Origin of the sequence: Pseudoalteromonas sp. SD03 (assembly GCF_040937955.1) — a bacterium.
Lineage (GTDB): Bacteria > Pseudomonadota > Gammaproteobacteria > Enterobacterales > Alteromonadaceae > Pseudoalteromonas > Pseudoalteromonas tetraodonis.
The window spans coordinates 734,011-751,325 of the sequence record NZ_CP162514.1; the positions used below are offsets into that span (position 1 = coordinate 734,011).

Annotated in this window: 11 protein-coding genes; 4 read left to right on the forward strand and 7 right to left on the reverse strand. The window is 39.8% G+C overall.

What is annotated here, in order from left to right; genetic code table 11:
- Positions 1-93 precede the first annotated feature (93 nt).
- From ABZP26_RS03470 to ABZP26_RS03480, 3 genes are read right to left on the reverse strand one after another with little or no spacing between them, the layout of a single operon-like run.
- Positions 94-3,204 carry a tyrosine-type recombinase/integrase gene (locus tag ABZP26_RS03470; RefSeq protein ID WP_368485377.1) on the reverse strand — a complete coding sequence of 1,037 codons (3,111 nt, stop codon included), beginning with the start codon at positions 3,202-3,204 and terminating at the stop codon, positions 94-96.
- Positions 3,204-5,444 carry a hypothetical protein gene (locus tag ABZP26_RS03475; protein WP_368485378.1) on the reverse strand — a complete coding sequence of 747 codons (2,241 nt, stop codon included), beginning with the start codon at positions 5,442-5,444 and terminating at the stop codon, positions 3,204-3,206. The genes ABZP26_RS03470 and ABZP26_RS03475 overlap by 1 nt, the downstream gene beginning before the upstream one ends.
- Positions 5,444-6,016 (reverse strand): hypothetical protein, encoded by a 573-nt coding sequence (locus ABZP26_RS03480; protein ID WP_368485379.1) that lies wholly within the window; start codon positions 6,014-6,016, stop codon positions 5,444-5,446. Before ABZP26_RS03480 ends, ABZP26_RS03475 begins: the two co-directional genes overlap by 1 nt.
- A 556-nt stretch (positions 6,017-6,572) precedes the next feature.
- Between ABZP26_RS03480 and ABZP26_RS03485 the strand changes: the two genes are divergently transcribed.
- Complete coding sequence (locus tag ABZP26_RS03485) at positions 6,573-7,790, forward strand: HD domain-containing phosphohydrolase (protein ID WP_013464161.1); 1,218 nt, start codon at positions 6,573-6,575, stop codon at positions 7,788-7,790.
- On the opposite strand, the gene ABZP26_RS03490 is transcribed toward ABZP26_RS03485, so the two are convergent.
- The gene (locus ABZP26_RS03490) at positions 7,750-8,070 is read right to left on the reverse strand and encodes a hypothetical protein (protein ID WP_076916059.1); all 321 of its coding nucleotides are present in this window, start codon (positions 8,068-8,070) and stop codon (positions 7,750-7,752) included. The genes ABZP26_RS03485 and ABZP26_RS03490 overlap by 41 nt on opposite strands.
- A gap of 282 nt (positions 8,071-8,352) precedes the next feature.
- Between ABZP26_RS03490 and ABZP26_RS03495 the strand changes: the two genes are divergently transcribed.
- Positions 8,353-9,642 (forward strand): outer membrane protein transport protein, encoded by a 1,290-nt coding sequence (locus tag ABZP26_RS03495; protein WP_013464163.1) that lies wholly within the window; start codon positions 8,353-8,355, stop codon positions 9,640-9,642.
- A 136-nt stretch (positions 9,643-9,778) separates the two neighbouring features.
- Here ABZP26_RS03495 and ABZP26_RS03500 read toward each other — a convergent pair whose 3' ends face one another.
- The 3 genes from ABZP26_RS03500 to pepA all read right to left on the reverse strand — a co-directional run bounded on the left by ABZP26_RS03500 (position 9,779) and on the right by pepA (position 14,820).
- Positions 9,779-12,631, reverse strand: coding sequence for a valine--tRNA ligase (locus tag ABZP26_RS03500; RefSeq protein ID WP_013464164.1), 2,853 nt, complete (start codon positions 12,629-12,631; stop codon positions 9,779-9,781).
- Between the two features lie 58 nt (positions 12,632-12,689).
- Positions 12,690-13,136: a DNA polymerase III subunit chi gene (locus ABZP26_RS03505; protein ID WP_013464165.1), complete on the reverse strand. Its 447-nt coding sequence runs from the start codon at positions 13,134-13,136 to the stop codon at positions 12,690-12,692.
- 172 nt (positions 13,137-13,308) lie between these two features.
- Positions 13,309-14,820, reverse strand: coding sequence for a leucyl aminopeptidase (gene pepA / locus ABZP26_RS03510; RefSeq protein ID WP_013464166.1), 1,512 nt, complete (start codon positions 14,818-14,820; stop codon positions 13,309-13,311).
- Positions 14,821-15,127: 307 nt separating this feature from the next.
- Between pepA and lptF the strand changes: the two genes are divergently transcribed.
- Both lptF and lptG read left to right on the forward strand, forming a co-directional pair.
- Positions 15,128-16,240 (forward strand): LPS export ABC transporter permease LptF, encoded by a 1,113-nt coding sequence (gene lptF, locus ABZP26_RS03515; protein ID WP_041695840.1) that lies wholly within the window; start codon positions 15,128-15,130, stop codon positions 16,238-16,240.
- The gene (gene lptG, locus ABZP26_RS03520) at positions 16,237-17,304 is read left to right on the forward strand and encodes an LPS export ABC transporter permease LptG (RefSeq protein ID WP_013464168.1); all 1,068 of its coding nucleotides are present in this window, start codon (positions 16,237-16,239) and stop codon (positions 17,302-17,304) included. Before lptF ends, lptG begins: the two co-directional genes overlap by 4 nt.
- The last annotated feature ends 11 nt before the right edge of the window (positions 17,305-17,315 follow it).

The following is a 17,315-nucleotide window of genomic DNA, read 5'->3' on the forward strand; positions in this document are numbered from 1 at the left end:
TATGTAGTACAAATAATGCAAATTTTTGAGGAAAACCTGTACTGCACTATTTATTTTATCGCCAAAATAAAAAAGATTATTTTATAACTCCAATCAAATCATTATCCTGAGCAAATGAAATATATAAGTGAGTACATTGGTGCTGTACTGATTTACTTTATGTTTTTTCATGAGCTTATCTTCTGATGGGTGCGATAATGTTAAAATCAATTTCCCCTCCGGATACCTTGCTTTCCCTATTACTCTGTTGGTATCCAACATGATTGGGATTTGGTGGCTTTTTGCTTTCCATTTTTTTAGCAACTCAGAAGTTTTTTTACTTTTTACAGGTGATAATTTTAATCGCCAACGGTTTTTCGGGAAAATTTGAACTAAAATGTCAAGATAGCGCTCTAGCTCTTCAGGGGATGAAAAAATAATACCTGGTTTTGAGGTATTGGTATTGTTAATAAAATAATTGATACACCAATTGATCTTACTTTTATTCTGCTTAAAAATAGATCTGAGTTTTGCAATAGCTAAGTCTGCTTCTAACAGTTCCTCATTAGATTGAGGTGTTGATGGGGCTAAAGGTTCACCTATTGGTGTTTCGGCTTTGTACCTGGAAAATATCCGAGATTTATTCTTTGACGTTATTAGATTAGAGGTGTCTTTTGCTTTAATTATCCACCGACTAATGAGCTCTTCATCAAGGTTAAATCTAAACACCAACTCATTTATGGTTGCTTTTTTTTCTGCCGCTTGCAGCACAGCGAGACATATCTCGGCAGATGGTGCCTGTCGGTCTCGTAGATAAACATCCTTTTCGATTTGACTATTGTGTTTGTCGTTTAAACTCCTCTCAGGAAGGAGAATTTTTTGACTATATTTTTCTAGCCTCCTATGTAAGGTAGTTGCAAACAAATTGATTTCTATGTGTTTTTCCGGCACATCTTTATCACCTATTGTGCGACTGATAATGTTGCTCGAAAGACCTGAAATTTGTTTAAATAAATTAATAGATAAAAGGTGTTGGGTGTCTTTTAATTTATTGGACGCTATGCGATCTGTAAAGTGCAGGTAATTGTTGAATGTTGTTTCTGGTGTTAAGTGCCCAGCAAAACCAGCTAAAGCCCAGTAAATGTCTCGCTTAACTTCATGGTTGTCAAAACCACCTAGTGCTCTTTTTATTTCTCTAATTTGATCTTCAGGGTAGCTGATGACTTCTTTAATTAATTCTTTATCATTTTCCAAGATGATTTGGAGCCTGGAAAGGGTGGTATGGCGAAAATGATGAAAGATAAATGGGACATCAGTAATTTTTGACAATAGCATCTTTGCTAATGTGCTGACGTAGTTACCATCCAAAGGAATATGGACACTTTGCTCATGAGAAAACAGCAGGGTTTGACTGCTATTATCAAGCGATTTTTTATAAGCTAAATAGTCTTCAAAGAGTTTGGACTCCTCCATTTTCATAAGTACTGACAGCGGAACTTTTCGCAGAGCACTAGAGGATTTGTTATTACCATACCTGTTATTGCGAACAAATAACCAGCGATCAGATGAAGACTCAACATCTTGAAGTCTAAGTTTTAGTAACTCACCACGCCTCAGTCCGCAGCGAAATGCGATTACATACAAGCACTGGAGCATTTGCTTTCTTCTATAGGTTGCTGACATTTTTTCAATAGATTGCATAAAGACTTCAAATGCTTGCTCGGGTATAAAGGCAGCTTTGATAAATGAATGACTCTTTGAGGTTGCATCAGCTAAAGAGCTCGTTAATAGCGGCAGATCATGATTACGACTAAGATAAAAATGAAATTGATTAAACCTGCCAGCCATATAATGGCGGTTTTTTTCACTGAGTTGGATATCTAGAATATCGCGGTAAAGGGATTCAAAATCTTCGGAATCCAAATCGTCTATATCGATAGTTGCAGTTACTGCCAGCCATGGTTTACCAATTGCGGAGAAATAGCGTGAAACGGTTGAAACTTTTTTGTTTTCAGCAAGCAAACTGATAAACCACTCAATAAGCATGGACAGTGGTTTTGGGTGTTGATTTGACTCCAGTTTTTGAAGCTGAGCTATTGCAGCTTTAGGTGTATTTTTATTTGAGCCTTTTTGTATAGGTGATAGGCAAGATCTGATCATTGTAACAACGCGTTCATAATTGCTTACCAGAACTGTATGGTTACGGGATTGAGGCGTTTTGCTTGCGGCAGGAATACGAGTTAATTCATCTAGGACATTATTGATGACAGTAAAGGAAGGTCGTGCAACAAGTAAGTTATGGTTTAACTGAGGTAATGAGGCGGAGGGAACTTTACCAACCAGATATTGAACCATTGCTTGATTTAATCTTACACAGTTTAACTGCTCAGTAACGCCGACCGCAGACTCAGCAAACTGCCGCATGCTTTTTACAGTCTTTTTGATAGACGGGTCTATGTGTGTAAGTTGATCTTTGACTAACTGCCAAGCCGTAGGTACTTCATCAGCTTTAATGGAGTTTCTTAGGCTTAGAAAATGGTTTATCCAGGCAAGCGTTAAATTGTCAGGATACCAACGACGTAAAGTGATGGGTTGTTCATTTAGAAAAACATTATGCGCCTGAGCTTTGGCGTTAAATGTTAAGTCGAGCCAGATAGTTTCTGCCGTTTGAGTAAGCGGTTTATTATCTTCAAGCAGCTGTTTTCTTAGTGATACAAGCGCTTCAGCAATACACACGCCTCCAAAAATAGCGGCCGAGATTAAAGTATTAGCGAGTACCTGATCTGATGTAATTGCCTTTTCAGTGGCACTTCTTTTTTCTAACGTATCAAACCATTGTTCTACCCATTGGTTTAATGATTTGCTGCGTTTAAACCACTTTTCAGTCCTTAATGGTTTTTCTCTTTGAACCCTTTGTATATAGGGTGGGACATCCAATAACCATTTTTCATTTTTATTACCATCATTAATGAATTTGGCAAGGTAATTTCGGGCAATTCTAAGATCAGTTATCGATGTGTTATCTACTTCAATTTTTTGTAATAATTTGACTATCTGCTTTTTGTAGCGTTCTGAACTTATATTTACATGCGATTTAGTCAACTCTGGTAGCAAATCGGCAATAAGATAATGAGTATGTTTTTCTATCGCTTGTTGGTGTTTTTTTCTTTTGTGAGCTCGTTCTTTGGTGCCAAATAACGTTTTTTTCTCATTTGCTTCCGTCATTATTGAGAACTCCAGGGGGCTTGTGCTTTAATTTTGAGTTCATCAACCAAAAGTGTATTAATAACCGTTGCGATACCCTTCAAATCAGCCATGCAAATTCCGCTGTACCTGCCGAGCGCATCCCCACCGCTACTGATGTGCCCCATCCACCCATCCACTAAATGGCCATGGATACGGTTTTTTCGCAGCCAGGTACGCATGAAATGTCGGTGCCAATTTAGCTTTAAAGGCAAAATATCTCTACTGTAAACGTCTAAGTTTGCAGGGGTGACGGCTATAAAATTCAAGTCATTTAGAAAGAAAAATAATGGGCCTTCAGCTGTGAGAGCATTTTGAATTTGTTTACCGGTTTCGATTTTAATGTTCGTGATAAATGACAGAATATTGGTTAGGTGCGCCTTATAAAAGATTAACTGGTCAATGGCAGTTTTCGGTAAAGCGATAACCCTAGCAGACAGTGAGCTCCTGACTTCTTTATCGGATATGTACAAGGTACCGGCATTGAAATCAAAGCAATTTAGGGTTTCATAGGGGTGCCTGACGGGTCTATGTCCAGTGGATAGATTAAGCATATATAGGATGTATATGGTGTAAATATTATGAAACTCTTCTAGGGCGCTCCATTTCATATTTCTAAGTACCGATAAGCGGTCTTGAAGTAGCGCAAACATATTTGCTAATGTATCAGATTTAACTTGTAGTTGACTGCCAACGGTTATCTCTGTTGGTTGGTTTATTTCATTTGCAAATAGTTGATTTGTATTTCCCAAAACATTTTTTACAAATTTCTGGTGAAGTTGGAGCAACTGTCCCACGTTGACTTGGTAGTATGAGCACCCTGGCTCTTGCTGGATACTTTTCCCTAATAACAAAGCGATTTCTGTTGCATCAACACCTTTGCTGTTCATAAAATAGGAAAGATAGTTAATAATTCGCGGAAGTGTCAGCCTAGTATGCTTTTCTTTATTTATTGTATCGATAATACATTGCACAGAATCTTTAATTTGAATTAGATCTATTGTGGTTGTTAGTAATTTTGATAAGGCCGAGGTTAACTGTTTCGGCAAGCTCATAATCACTTTCCCGATAGAGCGATTTAGCAAGGTTTCAAGAGGTGTATCAACTTTATGTTCAGGTAAGCTCGGTTTATATAACCATACAGGTTGGTTTTTAAATGGACCATTATCTTTAATAACGAGTGAATGATTGTTATATTTAATCTCTTCAATATTCTTACCAATTAACAAACAAGTCAGAAGGTAAGCGCAATTATTATCAGCCTCTACATAGCTCATGCAGTGCTCTACCAAGCAGGTTATTTCAAATCGCGTGAGTTGCCTATACTCACAAGCAAGTTGTTTTTCTCGCCTGAAAATGTTGTTTGCTGCAGCTTTAGCCAGTTGGTTCTGAAGTGATAAAGAGTGCATTACTTCATCAGGTGCAATTAAGTTGATTGCAAAAAATCGCTTTGCCGACTGCTGATCTGCTATGTGCTCCAAGTCGTCGATATTGATATCATTCTCGTCATTTTCCAAAGGAGATATTGTAAATTCGGTTAGGTTATCTTCATCTTTATCACTCATATAAGCTGGTTCAGCGGGCGCATAATCAGGTCTTTTCGGGTTTGACCCTGTACCAGCTTTACGTTTTATGTTTCGCGGATAATAACGTGGCGCCTTATTGTGATAGTTTTTTAACAAAGCAATAATCGAAGTTAAGTGATGACTTCCATAGCGACCTTTATTTTTAAGGAGCATAAGTTCTTTTATGAGGCTACTATTATCAAGAGCAAAATCAGGCAACTCAGGTAATAAGCTTGCACAAAACTTATCTGTAAAAAGAAGCCGAATAGCATCTAGTGCTCTTTTAATAACACCATAGTAATTATCAAGTTTAATGAGGGTGGAGGCAGCCAATATTATTTTTGCCTGAATAATTAGCCCTTTTGTGAATTCATCACTTGTCAGCGCATAGGTCGATAGGATAAATGCATTGCAAGCTTGCTCTTTAAGTAGACCACTTCTTTTTATTTCTGAAAAAATTGCTCCTAATGTGCTCTTATCTTGCAAACTTACTGTTAGGTCAATAGGTAACCCAAGAGCTTGGATTTCGTCATCATACACATTTGGTGAAATCTGTTGGATTGTTTTGATTATCACCCCAACCTGTAGCATGAGTATTTTTTTTGTGTACTCAGGTTTATCAGTCTTTGGCTCTTCTAGTAGTAAATAAATTGACATTAATTACTCCTTAAGAGCTCACTTAATACAGATTTATGCTCTGTTTCAGTTTTAGTAATTTTTGTTTTTCTTAATTGGTTGCGGATCGCAGAACGAGATTCATTTGTTAGGTTGGAAACTGTTTTCAACGCAGAAGAAGAATAAGAGCCGTTTAGGAGTTGCTTCTTTATGTTCGAGGGTATCTTATCAAGCAGTTCCGTTAGTTGAGCAAGGTTGCTACTTCGATGTAGGTCGCTGGAATGTTTACATAACTGATAAGCCCAAGCTGTTTTCACTATTTCGCCGCTTGGAATATGTTTATGAATAATTATGCTTATGTCTTGCACTTGTCTGATTTTACATTCATCAAGCCACTGCCAACCGGCGAAAAACTCGAACGAATTGTTAGGAGCCTCAATAACGTGAACAGGTTCTAATGTTTGAGATAGTGTGATAAATTCTTGTGGTAATTGTCTGTTACTTATCTGGTGCCTCAGATCTTTACTTAATGCGTACGCTGGCCGAGCTAATTCATGACACGAAAGACTGCAGTGCCTTAAACTGATTGACCTAATTTTTTTAGTAACTGCCATTGCCTACCCCTTGCCCTAATCCATATTTTATTGTGCTTTTTATTTTAGCGATGGTCAAATTTGGTCGCATAATGACCAATAATTTGATTGGCATTGTGACTAGACTGTGACTATTGTTCTAAATTGGCGTTAAGCGACTCTTCAATGTACAATTAATATTTCAAATTGAATCAATGGATTACAAATAAAGCCACTTAACGCCTAATAGTAATATTTAGCGATGCTGCTCTCCGGAGGCTAAGTTGTAGGTTCGATCCCTACCGAGAGCGCCATTTGCGTTTAAAGTATCATTTCCTGTTTCTTCCTCAAAATACCTACAATTATTTAAATCAGTCCGCTGCCTTACCTTATTTAATTTTCGATAATAAAATATGTAGCAATCTATTTTATACCTTTAGGCGTATATTCATTGCTGAGCTTATGATTTATTCTTGGTGGTGCGTATAATTATTGATGTTAATCATTTATTATTACCCTGAACTCAAAAGCTAGACTTTTATAGCTAAATAATGCTATTTAAAGTATATATTCATTAATTATAGAAACCCTCATTTTTATGCTAATCACCTTACCTATATCAGAACTCGTTCCAGGCATGTACGTAAATAGCGTTACTAAGCAGCAGGAGAGTGTGGATGGCATAAAAATTAAAACCAGTGGTTTGGTTCGTGATAAATCAATCATTCAGCGTTTAATTACCGAAGGGGTGCTTGAGCTTCTCATCGACTTTACAAAAAGTGATGTCGCCGTACCAGCTAAATACAAAGAAAAACAAAAACCACAAGCTCCTGTAGCTAAGCAAGATAAGCCAGTTAAGGCAAAGGTTGCTATAAGCTTAGAGCAAGAGTTTGCAAAAGCCAGTGTGAGTTATGATGCGCACAACAGAAAACTACAAAGTATTTTTGGTGATTTAACATCAGGTTTGTCACTTAATATTGAAGCGCTCAATGAAATAAGTAATGAAATAGTGAGCTCTGTATTTCGTAATGAACACGCTATGACTATTTTAACTCGGATCAAAGATAAGCACAGTTACAACTGGCGTCATATGATCAACTGCACCATTTTTACAGCGGTGTTTGCTAAATACTTAGGTTATAAACGCGCTGTTGTGCAAGAGCTTGCAATGGGGGCTTTAATGCATGACTTAGGTCAGGCTAAGTTACCGCAAGGGATATTTTCCAAACCAGGAAAAGTCACAGGTAACGAAATGACGGCAATAAAAAAGCATGTCGCACAAAGCTTAGGATTGTTAAAAGGCGGAAAAGGTATTACGCCTTTAATGCTTGATATGATTGTAAATCATCATGAGCGTCTTGATGGTTCAGGCTATCCAAGAGGTGTAGATGGAAGCAAATTAAGCCGCCCAGCTCGGATCATTGCTATTGTAGACGTATACGATGCATTGACAGCAGATAGACCGCATCAAGAGGGTGATGAGCCAATTAATGCGCTTCGCTATTTGTTAGCTAACAAACAGCTGTTTGATGCAGAGTTAGTGCAGTTATTTATTAAGTGTTTAGGTGTACACCCAGTAGGGACTATTGTTAAGTTAACCAATGAGCGATTAGCGTTGGTGCTAGAGGGCAATCATTCAAACCCTATCAAACCTAAAGTGAAGCTTTTTTACAACGCTAAGCATAACCATCATGTTACCGCAAAAGATATAGATTTAAGCTTAAATAATAACGAGATAAAAATACAGGCAAGTGTTAAACCCGCTGATTATAAGATTAATTTGCCTCGGCTTTTAAAAGAGCATTTACTGCTTTAGCGTTGCATCTTCTTTTTTCGTTTGTTTTAACAGAAATATACCCACCCAAAAAGCAACTCCCCATCAGCGTTAACCACAATAGTGTGCCTAATTCTACATGTAATGCTAAGCAGCAAAAACCTAAAGCAATAAGCGCCATGGCAATGGCTGCGAGCCAATATTGATTGACTGGATTGTCACATTTTCCAGCACGCGTACACGCGCAATAATTTGCCTTATAAAAGAAATAGACACTAATGCCGCAAAAAATAAGCCCAGCAAGAATAAGCAAAATGATCACAGTTTTCTCCCTTTGTGATTTTATTTGCAGTGTAAATTGCAAACTATTTCAAGTCAATGCAAATAAGAATTAATATCATTAGAGTATATACTCTAATACCACACTTCTTGTCCGATGAGTTTTAAATAGTTGTTAAATTGTCGTTAAAAAACGTGTTTTTTGGCCTTTTTTAACGTTTTAGTAAGGTTTTTTATAAAAAATTAAGGTAGGGTACGCAGGTTTGAAACTCTAATAACAACACACATAGCTATCCAAACAGTAAGTTTGGCTAAGGACACAACAATGAAATTTACTAAAACTCTTATTGCGGCATCGCTGGCATTTGTTTCAGCTGATACTTTTGCAGCGGCTTTTCAGCTTGCTGAGCAAAACGTATCTGGTTTAGGTCGTGCATACGCAGGTGAAGCGTCTGTAGCAGACGATGCGTCTGTGGTTTCACGTAACCCAGCATTAATGACGTTGTTTAAAGAGAAGCAACTTAGTGTTGCAGCTATGGCTGTCATTCCTGATGTTAGCCTTAAAGGCACAGGTAATGCCTACGGTTTAGATAACAGCGCACTAGATGATGACAGCATTGCACCAAGTGCGATTATTCCAGCGGGTTATTTCACTATGCCAGTAAACGATAAGGTATCGGTTGGTTTTGGTGCTTTTTCTAACTTTGGCCTAGCGACTGAATTTAACGATGATTACGCAGCTGGCCAAATTGCCGGTGAAACTGAAATTGTTACTGTAAACATGAACGCAAGTGTTGCTTATAAAGTATCAGAGCAGTTTAGCTTTGGTATTGGTTTGAATGCAATTTATGCAGAAGCGAAGATTATCCGTAAGTTTGGTTTCGTACCTCCTGTAAACCCTGTTATTGCATCTATTCCTGCAAGTGCTGATGCGGTTAACCTTGAAGGTGATGATATGGGTTACGGCTTAAACGTTGGCTTAATGTATCAGCTAGATGAAAATAGCCGCTTTGGTTTTAATTACCGCACAGAAACAGACATCACTTTTGAAGGCGAGTACTTTACACAGCTTCCAGTATCACCACTTCAAAATCAAGTTTTACCAGGCTCTGTTGAAATCACATTGCCAGCAATTGCTGAGTTCTCTGGTTCTCACCAGTTAGATGAAAAGCTAGGCGTTCACTACAGCGTATTATGGACAGGTTGGAGCAGCTTTGATTCATTAGAAGCACAAGTTACTGCGCCTACAGGCGATAAGTTCAGTGCCTTCGAAAAAACAGAAGATTTCTCTGATGCAATGCGCTACTCAATTGGTACTGATTACCAGTACAGCGAAAACTTAATGCTTCGCGCTGGTTTTGCGTTTGATGAGTCGCCAGTGTCACAACAGCATTTATCAATTTCTATCCCTGATACAGACCGTTTCTGGTTCTCGTTCGGTGGTAACTACGCGATTGATCAAAACTCAAATGTTGATTTAGGTGTGAGTGTATTACGTGGTAAAACGCAAAAGTTCACTGAAAAAGTAGAAAGCGAAACGCTACCTCAGCAATGGTCTTTTGAATCAAAAGGTCATGCAGTACTTATTGGTGCTCAGTATAACTACACGTTCTAATGCTGCCTAGAGCCTAGAGCCTAGAGCCTAGAGCCTAGACACAAAAAAGCCGCTTACTTCAAATGAAGTAAGCGGCTTTTTTTATACTTATAAATTAACTGTTTACGAATAGCATAAGCCATCCGTAACGGTTTAATTATAAGCTTTCAATCTTCGTTTTTTGCTCAAGTAGCTTAGTTTTAGCATCTGTAAATTCAGCTAGCTTAGCGTTTTCTTTAGCCAGTACGGCTTCAGGTGCGTTGTTAACAAACTTTTCGTTAGCGAGTTTATTTTGCACTTGGGCTAGCCCTTTTTCTGCTTTTTCAAGTTGCTTGTTAATTCGTGCAAGCTCGGCTTCAACGTCAATTAAGCCCGCCATTGGGATCATAATCTCAAGATTGCCAACATAAGAGGTCGCACACGCTGGAGCATCGTCTTTGTTTTCAAGCAGGGTAAACGCTTCAAGCTTAGCTAATGACGCTAGGAATGATTCATTCTCGTTTATACGGCGCACATCATCGCTTGATGCGTTAGCCAGTAAAACGCTAAGTGGTTTACTTGGGCTGATATCCATTTCACCACGGATATTACGAATTGCTAAAATGAATTGCTTAACCCACTCTAAATCGTCCATTGCTTGTGCATCAACATTGGCTTGATTATAAACAGGGAAGCCCTGAACCATAATACTGGTACCCGCTGTTTCAAGGCCAGCAAGTGGAGCAACACGTTGCCAAATCGTTTCAGTGATGTAAGGCATCATTGGGTGCATTAAGCGTAATAAGCTTTCAAGTACGGTAATAAGGGTATGACGTGTACCGCGTTGCTGTGCTTCATTGCCTTTAAATAATACCGGCTTCGTCAGCTCTAAGTACCAATCACAGAACTGGTTCCAGGTGAATTCATAAAGCGTGTTCGCCGCTAAATCAAAACGGTAGTTATCAAGATGCTCGGTGTAGGTTTTAACCGTTGCTTCATATTGGCCTAAAATCCAACGATCAGCTAACGAGTACTGTTTTTCACTGTCGTTAAAGCCACAGTCTTGCTCTTCTGTGTTCATTAATACGTAACGGCTTGCGTTCCATAATTTATTACAGAAGTTACGGTAACCTTCAAGACGGTTCATATCCCAGTTGATATCACGACCGGTTGATGCCATGGCAGCTAAAGTAAAGCGTAGTGCGTCGGTACCGTGTGCTTCAATACCGTTTGCAAATACTTTGCGGGTATCTTTTTCAATTTTAGCGGCAAGTTTAGGCTGCATCATATTGCCAGTACGCTTTTGTACTAAGTCTTCAAGGCCAATGCCATCAATCATGTCTAGTGGGTCAAGTACGTTACCTTTTGACTTCGACATTTTATCGCCGTTATCGTCACGTATTAGGCCAGTTACATAAACTGTTTTAAAGGGAACTTGTGATTTACCATTTTCATCTTTTATAAAATGCAGCGTCATCATGATCATACGCGCGACCCAGAAGAAAATAATATCAAAACCGGTTACCAACACGTCAGACGGGTGGAAGGTTTTTAAGTCATCAGTATTCTCTGGCCAACCTTGAGTTGAGAATGTCCAAAGTGCAGATGAAAACCACGTATCAAGAACGTCTTCGTCTTGGCTAAGTGCTACGCTATCTGCAATGTTGTTATCGCGGCGAACTTCTGCTTCATCACGACCAACGTATACGTTGCCTTCGCTGTCGTACCAAGCTGGAATACGGTGACCCCACCAAAGTTGGCGTGAAATACACCAATCTTGTACGTCGTTCATCCATGAGAAGTACATGTTTTCATATTGCTTAGGTACAAATTGAATGTCGCCATTTTTAACAGCCTCTTTTGCAGGCTCTGCAAGAGGTGCAACACGCACATACCATTGGTCAGTAAGCAGTGGTTCAATAACCACACCAGAGCGGTCACCGTAAGGAACGGTTAAGTCGTGGTCTTCAATTTTTTCAAGTAGGCCTAGCTCTTCAAATTCAGTAACAATAGCTTTTCGTGCGTCAAAACGGTCAAGGCCATGCAGGCGCTCAGGAATAGGCGCGTCAAATTCAAGTTCTTTACCGTCAAAGGTGTATGTTTCACCTTTTGTTAAAATAGCCGCGTCTTTATCAAAGATATTAATCATCGGCATTTGATGACGTTTACCTACTTCGTTATCGTTAAAGTCGTGCGCAGGGGTTATTTTTACACAACCCGTGCCTTTGTCTTTATCGGCATGCTCATCGGCAACAATTTTAATACGACGATTAACAATCGGTAGTAAAATCTCTTTACCGATTAGGTCTTGATAGCGCTCGTCATCGGGGTTTACTGCCACACCTGAGTCACCTAACATGGTTTCTGGGCGCGTGGTTGCAACAACAATGTAGTCTTTACCGTCTTGTGTAGTTACGCCATCAGCAAGTGGGTAACGTAGGTTCCACATGTGGCCTTGTTTGTCTTTGTTTTCAACTTCAAGATCAGAAATCGCAGTGTGTAATTTTGGATCCCAGTTTACTAGGCGTTTACCACGGTAAATTAGGTTTTCTTTATGAAGGCGTACAAATACTTCTTTAACAGCTTCTGATAGGCCATCGTCCATAGTAAAACGTTCACGGTCCCAATCAACAGAAGCACCAAGGCGACGTAATTGTTTGGTTATCGTGCCACCAGACTCGTTTTTCCATTCCCAAATTTTATCGATGAATGCATCACGGCCTAAATCGTGGCGTGTTTTACCTTCTTCTGCCGCAAGTTTACGCTCTACTAGCATTTGTGTGGCAATACCTGCGTGGTCAGTACCTACTTGCCACAACGTATTGTTACCTTGCATACGTTTAAAGCGCGTTAAGGTATCCATGATAGTATCTTGGAAAGCGTGGCCCATGTGTAAGCTACCCGTGACATTTGGCGGCGGGATCATAATTGAATATGGGGTGCCTTGGCCAGATGGCTTAAAGTAGCCTTTTTGTTCCCAGTCTTGATAGAGAGACTGTTCAATATCTTGCGGATTGTAGGTTTTATCCATTACACAGAACCTTAAATAAGTACTTAAATGAGTTAGTTAGCTTTGTACGCAGTGAGCGTTAGCGATTAATATCTTGCGTGGTGATATTGGCACCGAGTTGGCGTAGTTTTTTAAAGCGCTCACGAGCGGCTTGTTTGGCTACGGGCTCTACGGGTACAAAATCAAAAACTTGGTTAAACCGACGAATAAAATCCGGTAAGTGATTGGCCAAGTTAATTAATACTTTACGATTACCAACGGGTGGTGTTGTGCCTATTTCTACAGGTGCGCCGCCTTTTGGGCCTTCGCCTTGTAAATTGTGAGGTACAAAACTGTCGGCATCAAATGTCCAAATAGTTTCGTCAATGCTGTTGGCGGTTTCTTCGCTATCTACAAAAATAAATACGCGTTGACCAAGCCGATACTGTTGCCCAGCTATTTGAGCTGCTAAAGCAAAGTGATCATCGGCTTTAGCTAATGACTCATCTTGTTGCTTTAAAATGAAAAACTGGGCATTCATGTTCATTGTATCGGGATTTCCCATGACATTGATTGTGCTGTTATTAAATACACACAAATTAAGAAGGGGATTTTGCCATATAACGGGGTTTGCTTCAATTAATACCCAATAAATAAGGCGCTTTAAAAGCGCCTTATTTTATACTCTACATTGAGCTGTGAAGCCCTGTGTTAGTTTGTTAGTCGTGAGTTGCTTCGCTAATACCAGCTCGGTTTAATAAATACTGAGTCAGCATAGGAACAGGACGACCTGTTGCGCCTTTTTTAGCGCCGCTGCGCCATGCAGTACCGGCAATATCTAAATGAGCCCAATTATACTTTTTAGTAAATTTAGATAAGAAACAGGCCGCGGTAATAGTACCTGCTGCGCGCCCACCTAAATTAGTAAAGTCGGCAAACGGGCTTTCAAGTTGATCTTGATAATCATCCCATAATGGCAGTTGCCATGCACGATCGCCACTTTGCTCAGACGCTTTTAATAAATCATGCGCCAGTGGATTATGATTAGCTAATAAACCCGTAGCATGGGCACCTAAAGCAACAATACATGCACCGGTTAAGGTTGCAACATCAATCACGGTTTCTGGTTCAAAACGTTCAACATAGGTCAGCGCATCACATAATACTAAACGGCCTTCGGCATCGGTGTTAAGTACTTCAACCGTTTGCCCAGACATAGTTGTTAGTATGTCTCCTGGGCGATAGGCGTTTGAGCTTGGCATGTTTTCACAGCCGGCTAAAACTCCAATTACGTTTATAGGTAGCTGCATTTGTGCAAGCGAGCGCATAGCGCCAATAACACCAGCTGCGCCCCCCATGTCGTATTTCATTTCATCCATGCCTTCGCCTGGTTTTAATGAAATACCGCCTGAGTCAAAGGTTAAGCCTTTACCAACGAGAACGATAGGCGCTTGGTCATCGCTTGCGCCTTTGTAGTTAATTACCGACATAACTGATTCGTTATCACTGCCACGACCTACTGCTAGGTATGAGTTCATTCCTAGTTCGGCCATTTTATCTTCGCCAATTAGCTCAACAGTGATGTTATCAAAATTAGCTTCCAGTTCTTTGGCTTGCTCGCCAAGGTACGCTGGATTACAAATATTAGGCGGCATATTAGCAACGTCTTTACACAGCTTACTACCTGCTGCAATCGCTAAACCATGCTCAATAGCACTTTCGCCTATAGTAAGTTCACGGCGCGTAGGCACATTAAACACCATTTTACGTAGTGGGCGGCGAGGGTCTACTTTTTTACTTTTCAGCTGATTAAAGGTGTAAAGGCAATCTTGTGTTGTTTCAACAGCTTGACGTACTTTCCAATAGGTATCACGCCCTTTAACATGTTGTTCAGTTAAAAAGCACACGGCCTCCATTGAACCCGTTTCGTTTAGCGTGTTGATAGTTTTAGAAATAATTTGCTTATATTGTTTATCGTCAAGTTCGCGTTCTTTACCGCAGCCAACAAGTAAAATACGTTCGCTTAAAATATTGGGCACATGATGCAATAGTAGTACTTGTCCTGGCTTACCTTCTAAGTCGCCACGGCGTAATAAATTAGAGATATAACCATCGCTAATTTTATCAAGTTGTTCACCAATGGGGGATAACCTGCGTGGTTCATACACACCCACAACAATACACGCACTGCGTTGTTTTTCTGGGCTACCACTTTTTACGTTGAATTCCATTGTCACTCCTGATTTTGAGTCATCTATAGAAGCTAAATTGGGACTAAAAATGTGTTTTCTAGTCTTTTTACCTAAATTTTTAGGTCTAGCGCTAATATTAGTAGATTTTACTCGACTCTTACTGTGTATTTGAACTTTATATGCTTAAGGGTAACTAATGCAACATTATATCGTGATGTTAGGTAGGATAATTAATATTGATGGCTTATAATATGTGCTTAATACTCATTTAAAATGAGTGAATTAACTAGTTCACTCATCGTTTTTTATTATTATATTGAAATTCCATGTTTAACAGGGGCGAATGTTGCTAATTTTCCGTTATTTGACCACTGAGGTTTTAAAATCGCAGGTCGCCGTATTTTTAACTTTAATGACCATATTTTTGTCGCAAAAGTTTGTTGTTATTCTTGGTGATGCCTCAGAGGGGAGCATCCCAGCAAAACTCGTGTTCGCAATGATTGCGCTTAAGTTGCCACAGTTAGCATCATTAATTTTACCTCTGAGTTTATTTTTAGGAATTATTTTAGCTTATAGCCGTATTTACGCTGACAGTGAAATGACGGTACTTAAAGCTTGTGGCGTGAGTGAGTGGTATGTGGTGCGCATTACGCTTATTTCTAGTGTCATCTTAGCGTTACTCGCCGCGGTACTTACCTTGTATGTTGCACCTTGGGCTAGCGAGCAAGAATATCAATTAAAAGAGCAAGCAAAGGCGGATGCTGGATTATCGGCGCTTAGAGCTGGGCGTTTTCAACAAACCGGTAACGAAAAAGCCGTGGTATTTATTCATAATATTGAAAATGGCGGCAAAGAACTTAATAAAGTATTTGTTGCGCAGTTGCCAGATAGTGAAAAAGGCGATTTAGCGCGTTTAGTATACGCTGAGCAAGGCGTTGTAATTGAAGCACAAAGTGGTGAGCAGCAGTTAGTACTTACTGATGGTAAACGCTATGAAACTGATGGCGAAGCGCCTTCGCTTAACTTAACTGAGTTTGATGGTTACAGCGTACAAATTCGCGAACAAGAAATAGAGCATCAACGTCGTAAATTAGAAGCTGTGCCGACCCGTGAACTTATGTCAATTAATACTCCCGAAGCAATTGCACAGTGGCAGTGGCGTTTAGCGATCCCACTTTCCATTCCGTTATTAACTTTGCTGGCCGTGCCTTTGAGTGTAGTAAACCCTCGCCAAGGTAAATTTGCAAAATTGGTACCCGCTATCAGCTTGTATTTAGGTTATTTTATTTTACTTAATGCGGCCAAATTTGCAGTAGAGGATGGCAAAATTCCGCCATCAATTGGACTGTGGTGGATTCATTTAAGTGCATTATTTATTGGTAGCTTATTAATTATTAGAGGTCGTCCATTGGGTGCTTGGCTTAAAGCTGTCGTCACTAAGCGGGAGCAAAACCTATGATGAAAACACTTGATTGGTACTTAGGTCGTAGCATTTTGCAAACCACAGGGTTTGCGTTAATGGTGCTAGTGGGTATTAGTACATTAATAAAGTTTATTGAGCAGCTTAAATCTGTAGGGCGCGGGAGCTACGATATAATGACTGCCATGCTGTACACTATTTACAGTATTCCAGATGATTTAGTGGTGTTTTTTCCTATGGCTGCACTTATTGGTGGCTTAACTGGATTAGGAGCGCTTGCCTCAAATAGTGAGTTGGTAGTAATGCAAGCGGCGGGGATGTCGCGTTTACAAATTATTGGCTCAGTAATGAAAACAGCTATTTTTATGGCATTGTGCGTAATGGCTTTAGGCGAGTGGGGCGCTCCTGCTGCACAGCTTCACGCTAAGGAAATGCGTAATCAGGCGATTCATGGTGGGGATGTGTTTAATGCGCAAAAAGGAGTGTGGGCTAAAGACGCTAATAACTTCATTAACATTGAAGATGTTGACCAAAATGGCATGCTGCGCGGCGTTAACATGTATCATTTTGATAAATCGTTATCACTAACACAAATCACCAAAGCAAAAGAAGCCGTAGGGCGAGATAGTGGTTGGCTATTGCGCGATGTAAATAAAGTGATGATCAGCGAAGAGTTAATTACCACTGAACAAGTTTCTGAAGAGTTTTACCCGTCGCAGCTTACCGCCGAAAAGCTAGGCGTGGTATCGGTAAAACCAGAATCACTGTCGTTTTCAGGGCTATGGTCATATTTAGCTTACTTACAACAAAATGAGCAAGACACCAGCACCTATGATTTAGCGCTCTGGCGTAAATTAATGCAGCCCGTCTCTATTGCCGTAATGTTGTTGGTTGCTTTATCGTTTATATTTGGTCCGCTGCGAACTGTAACTATGGGGGCACGAATTATTATGGGGGTGGTAACCGGTATTGTGTTCCACCTAACCAACGAGATATTTGGCCCTGTGGTAATGGTATATCAAATTCCAGCGATTATAGGCGCTGTTCTACCGAGCATTTTATTTACTGGGTTTGCAGCTTATTTAATGAATAAGCGGGTGTAGCTAGACTTAAA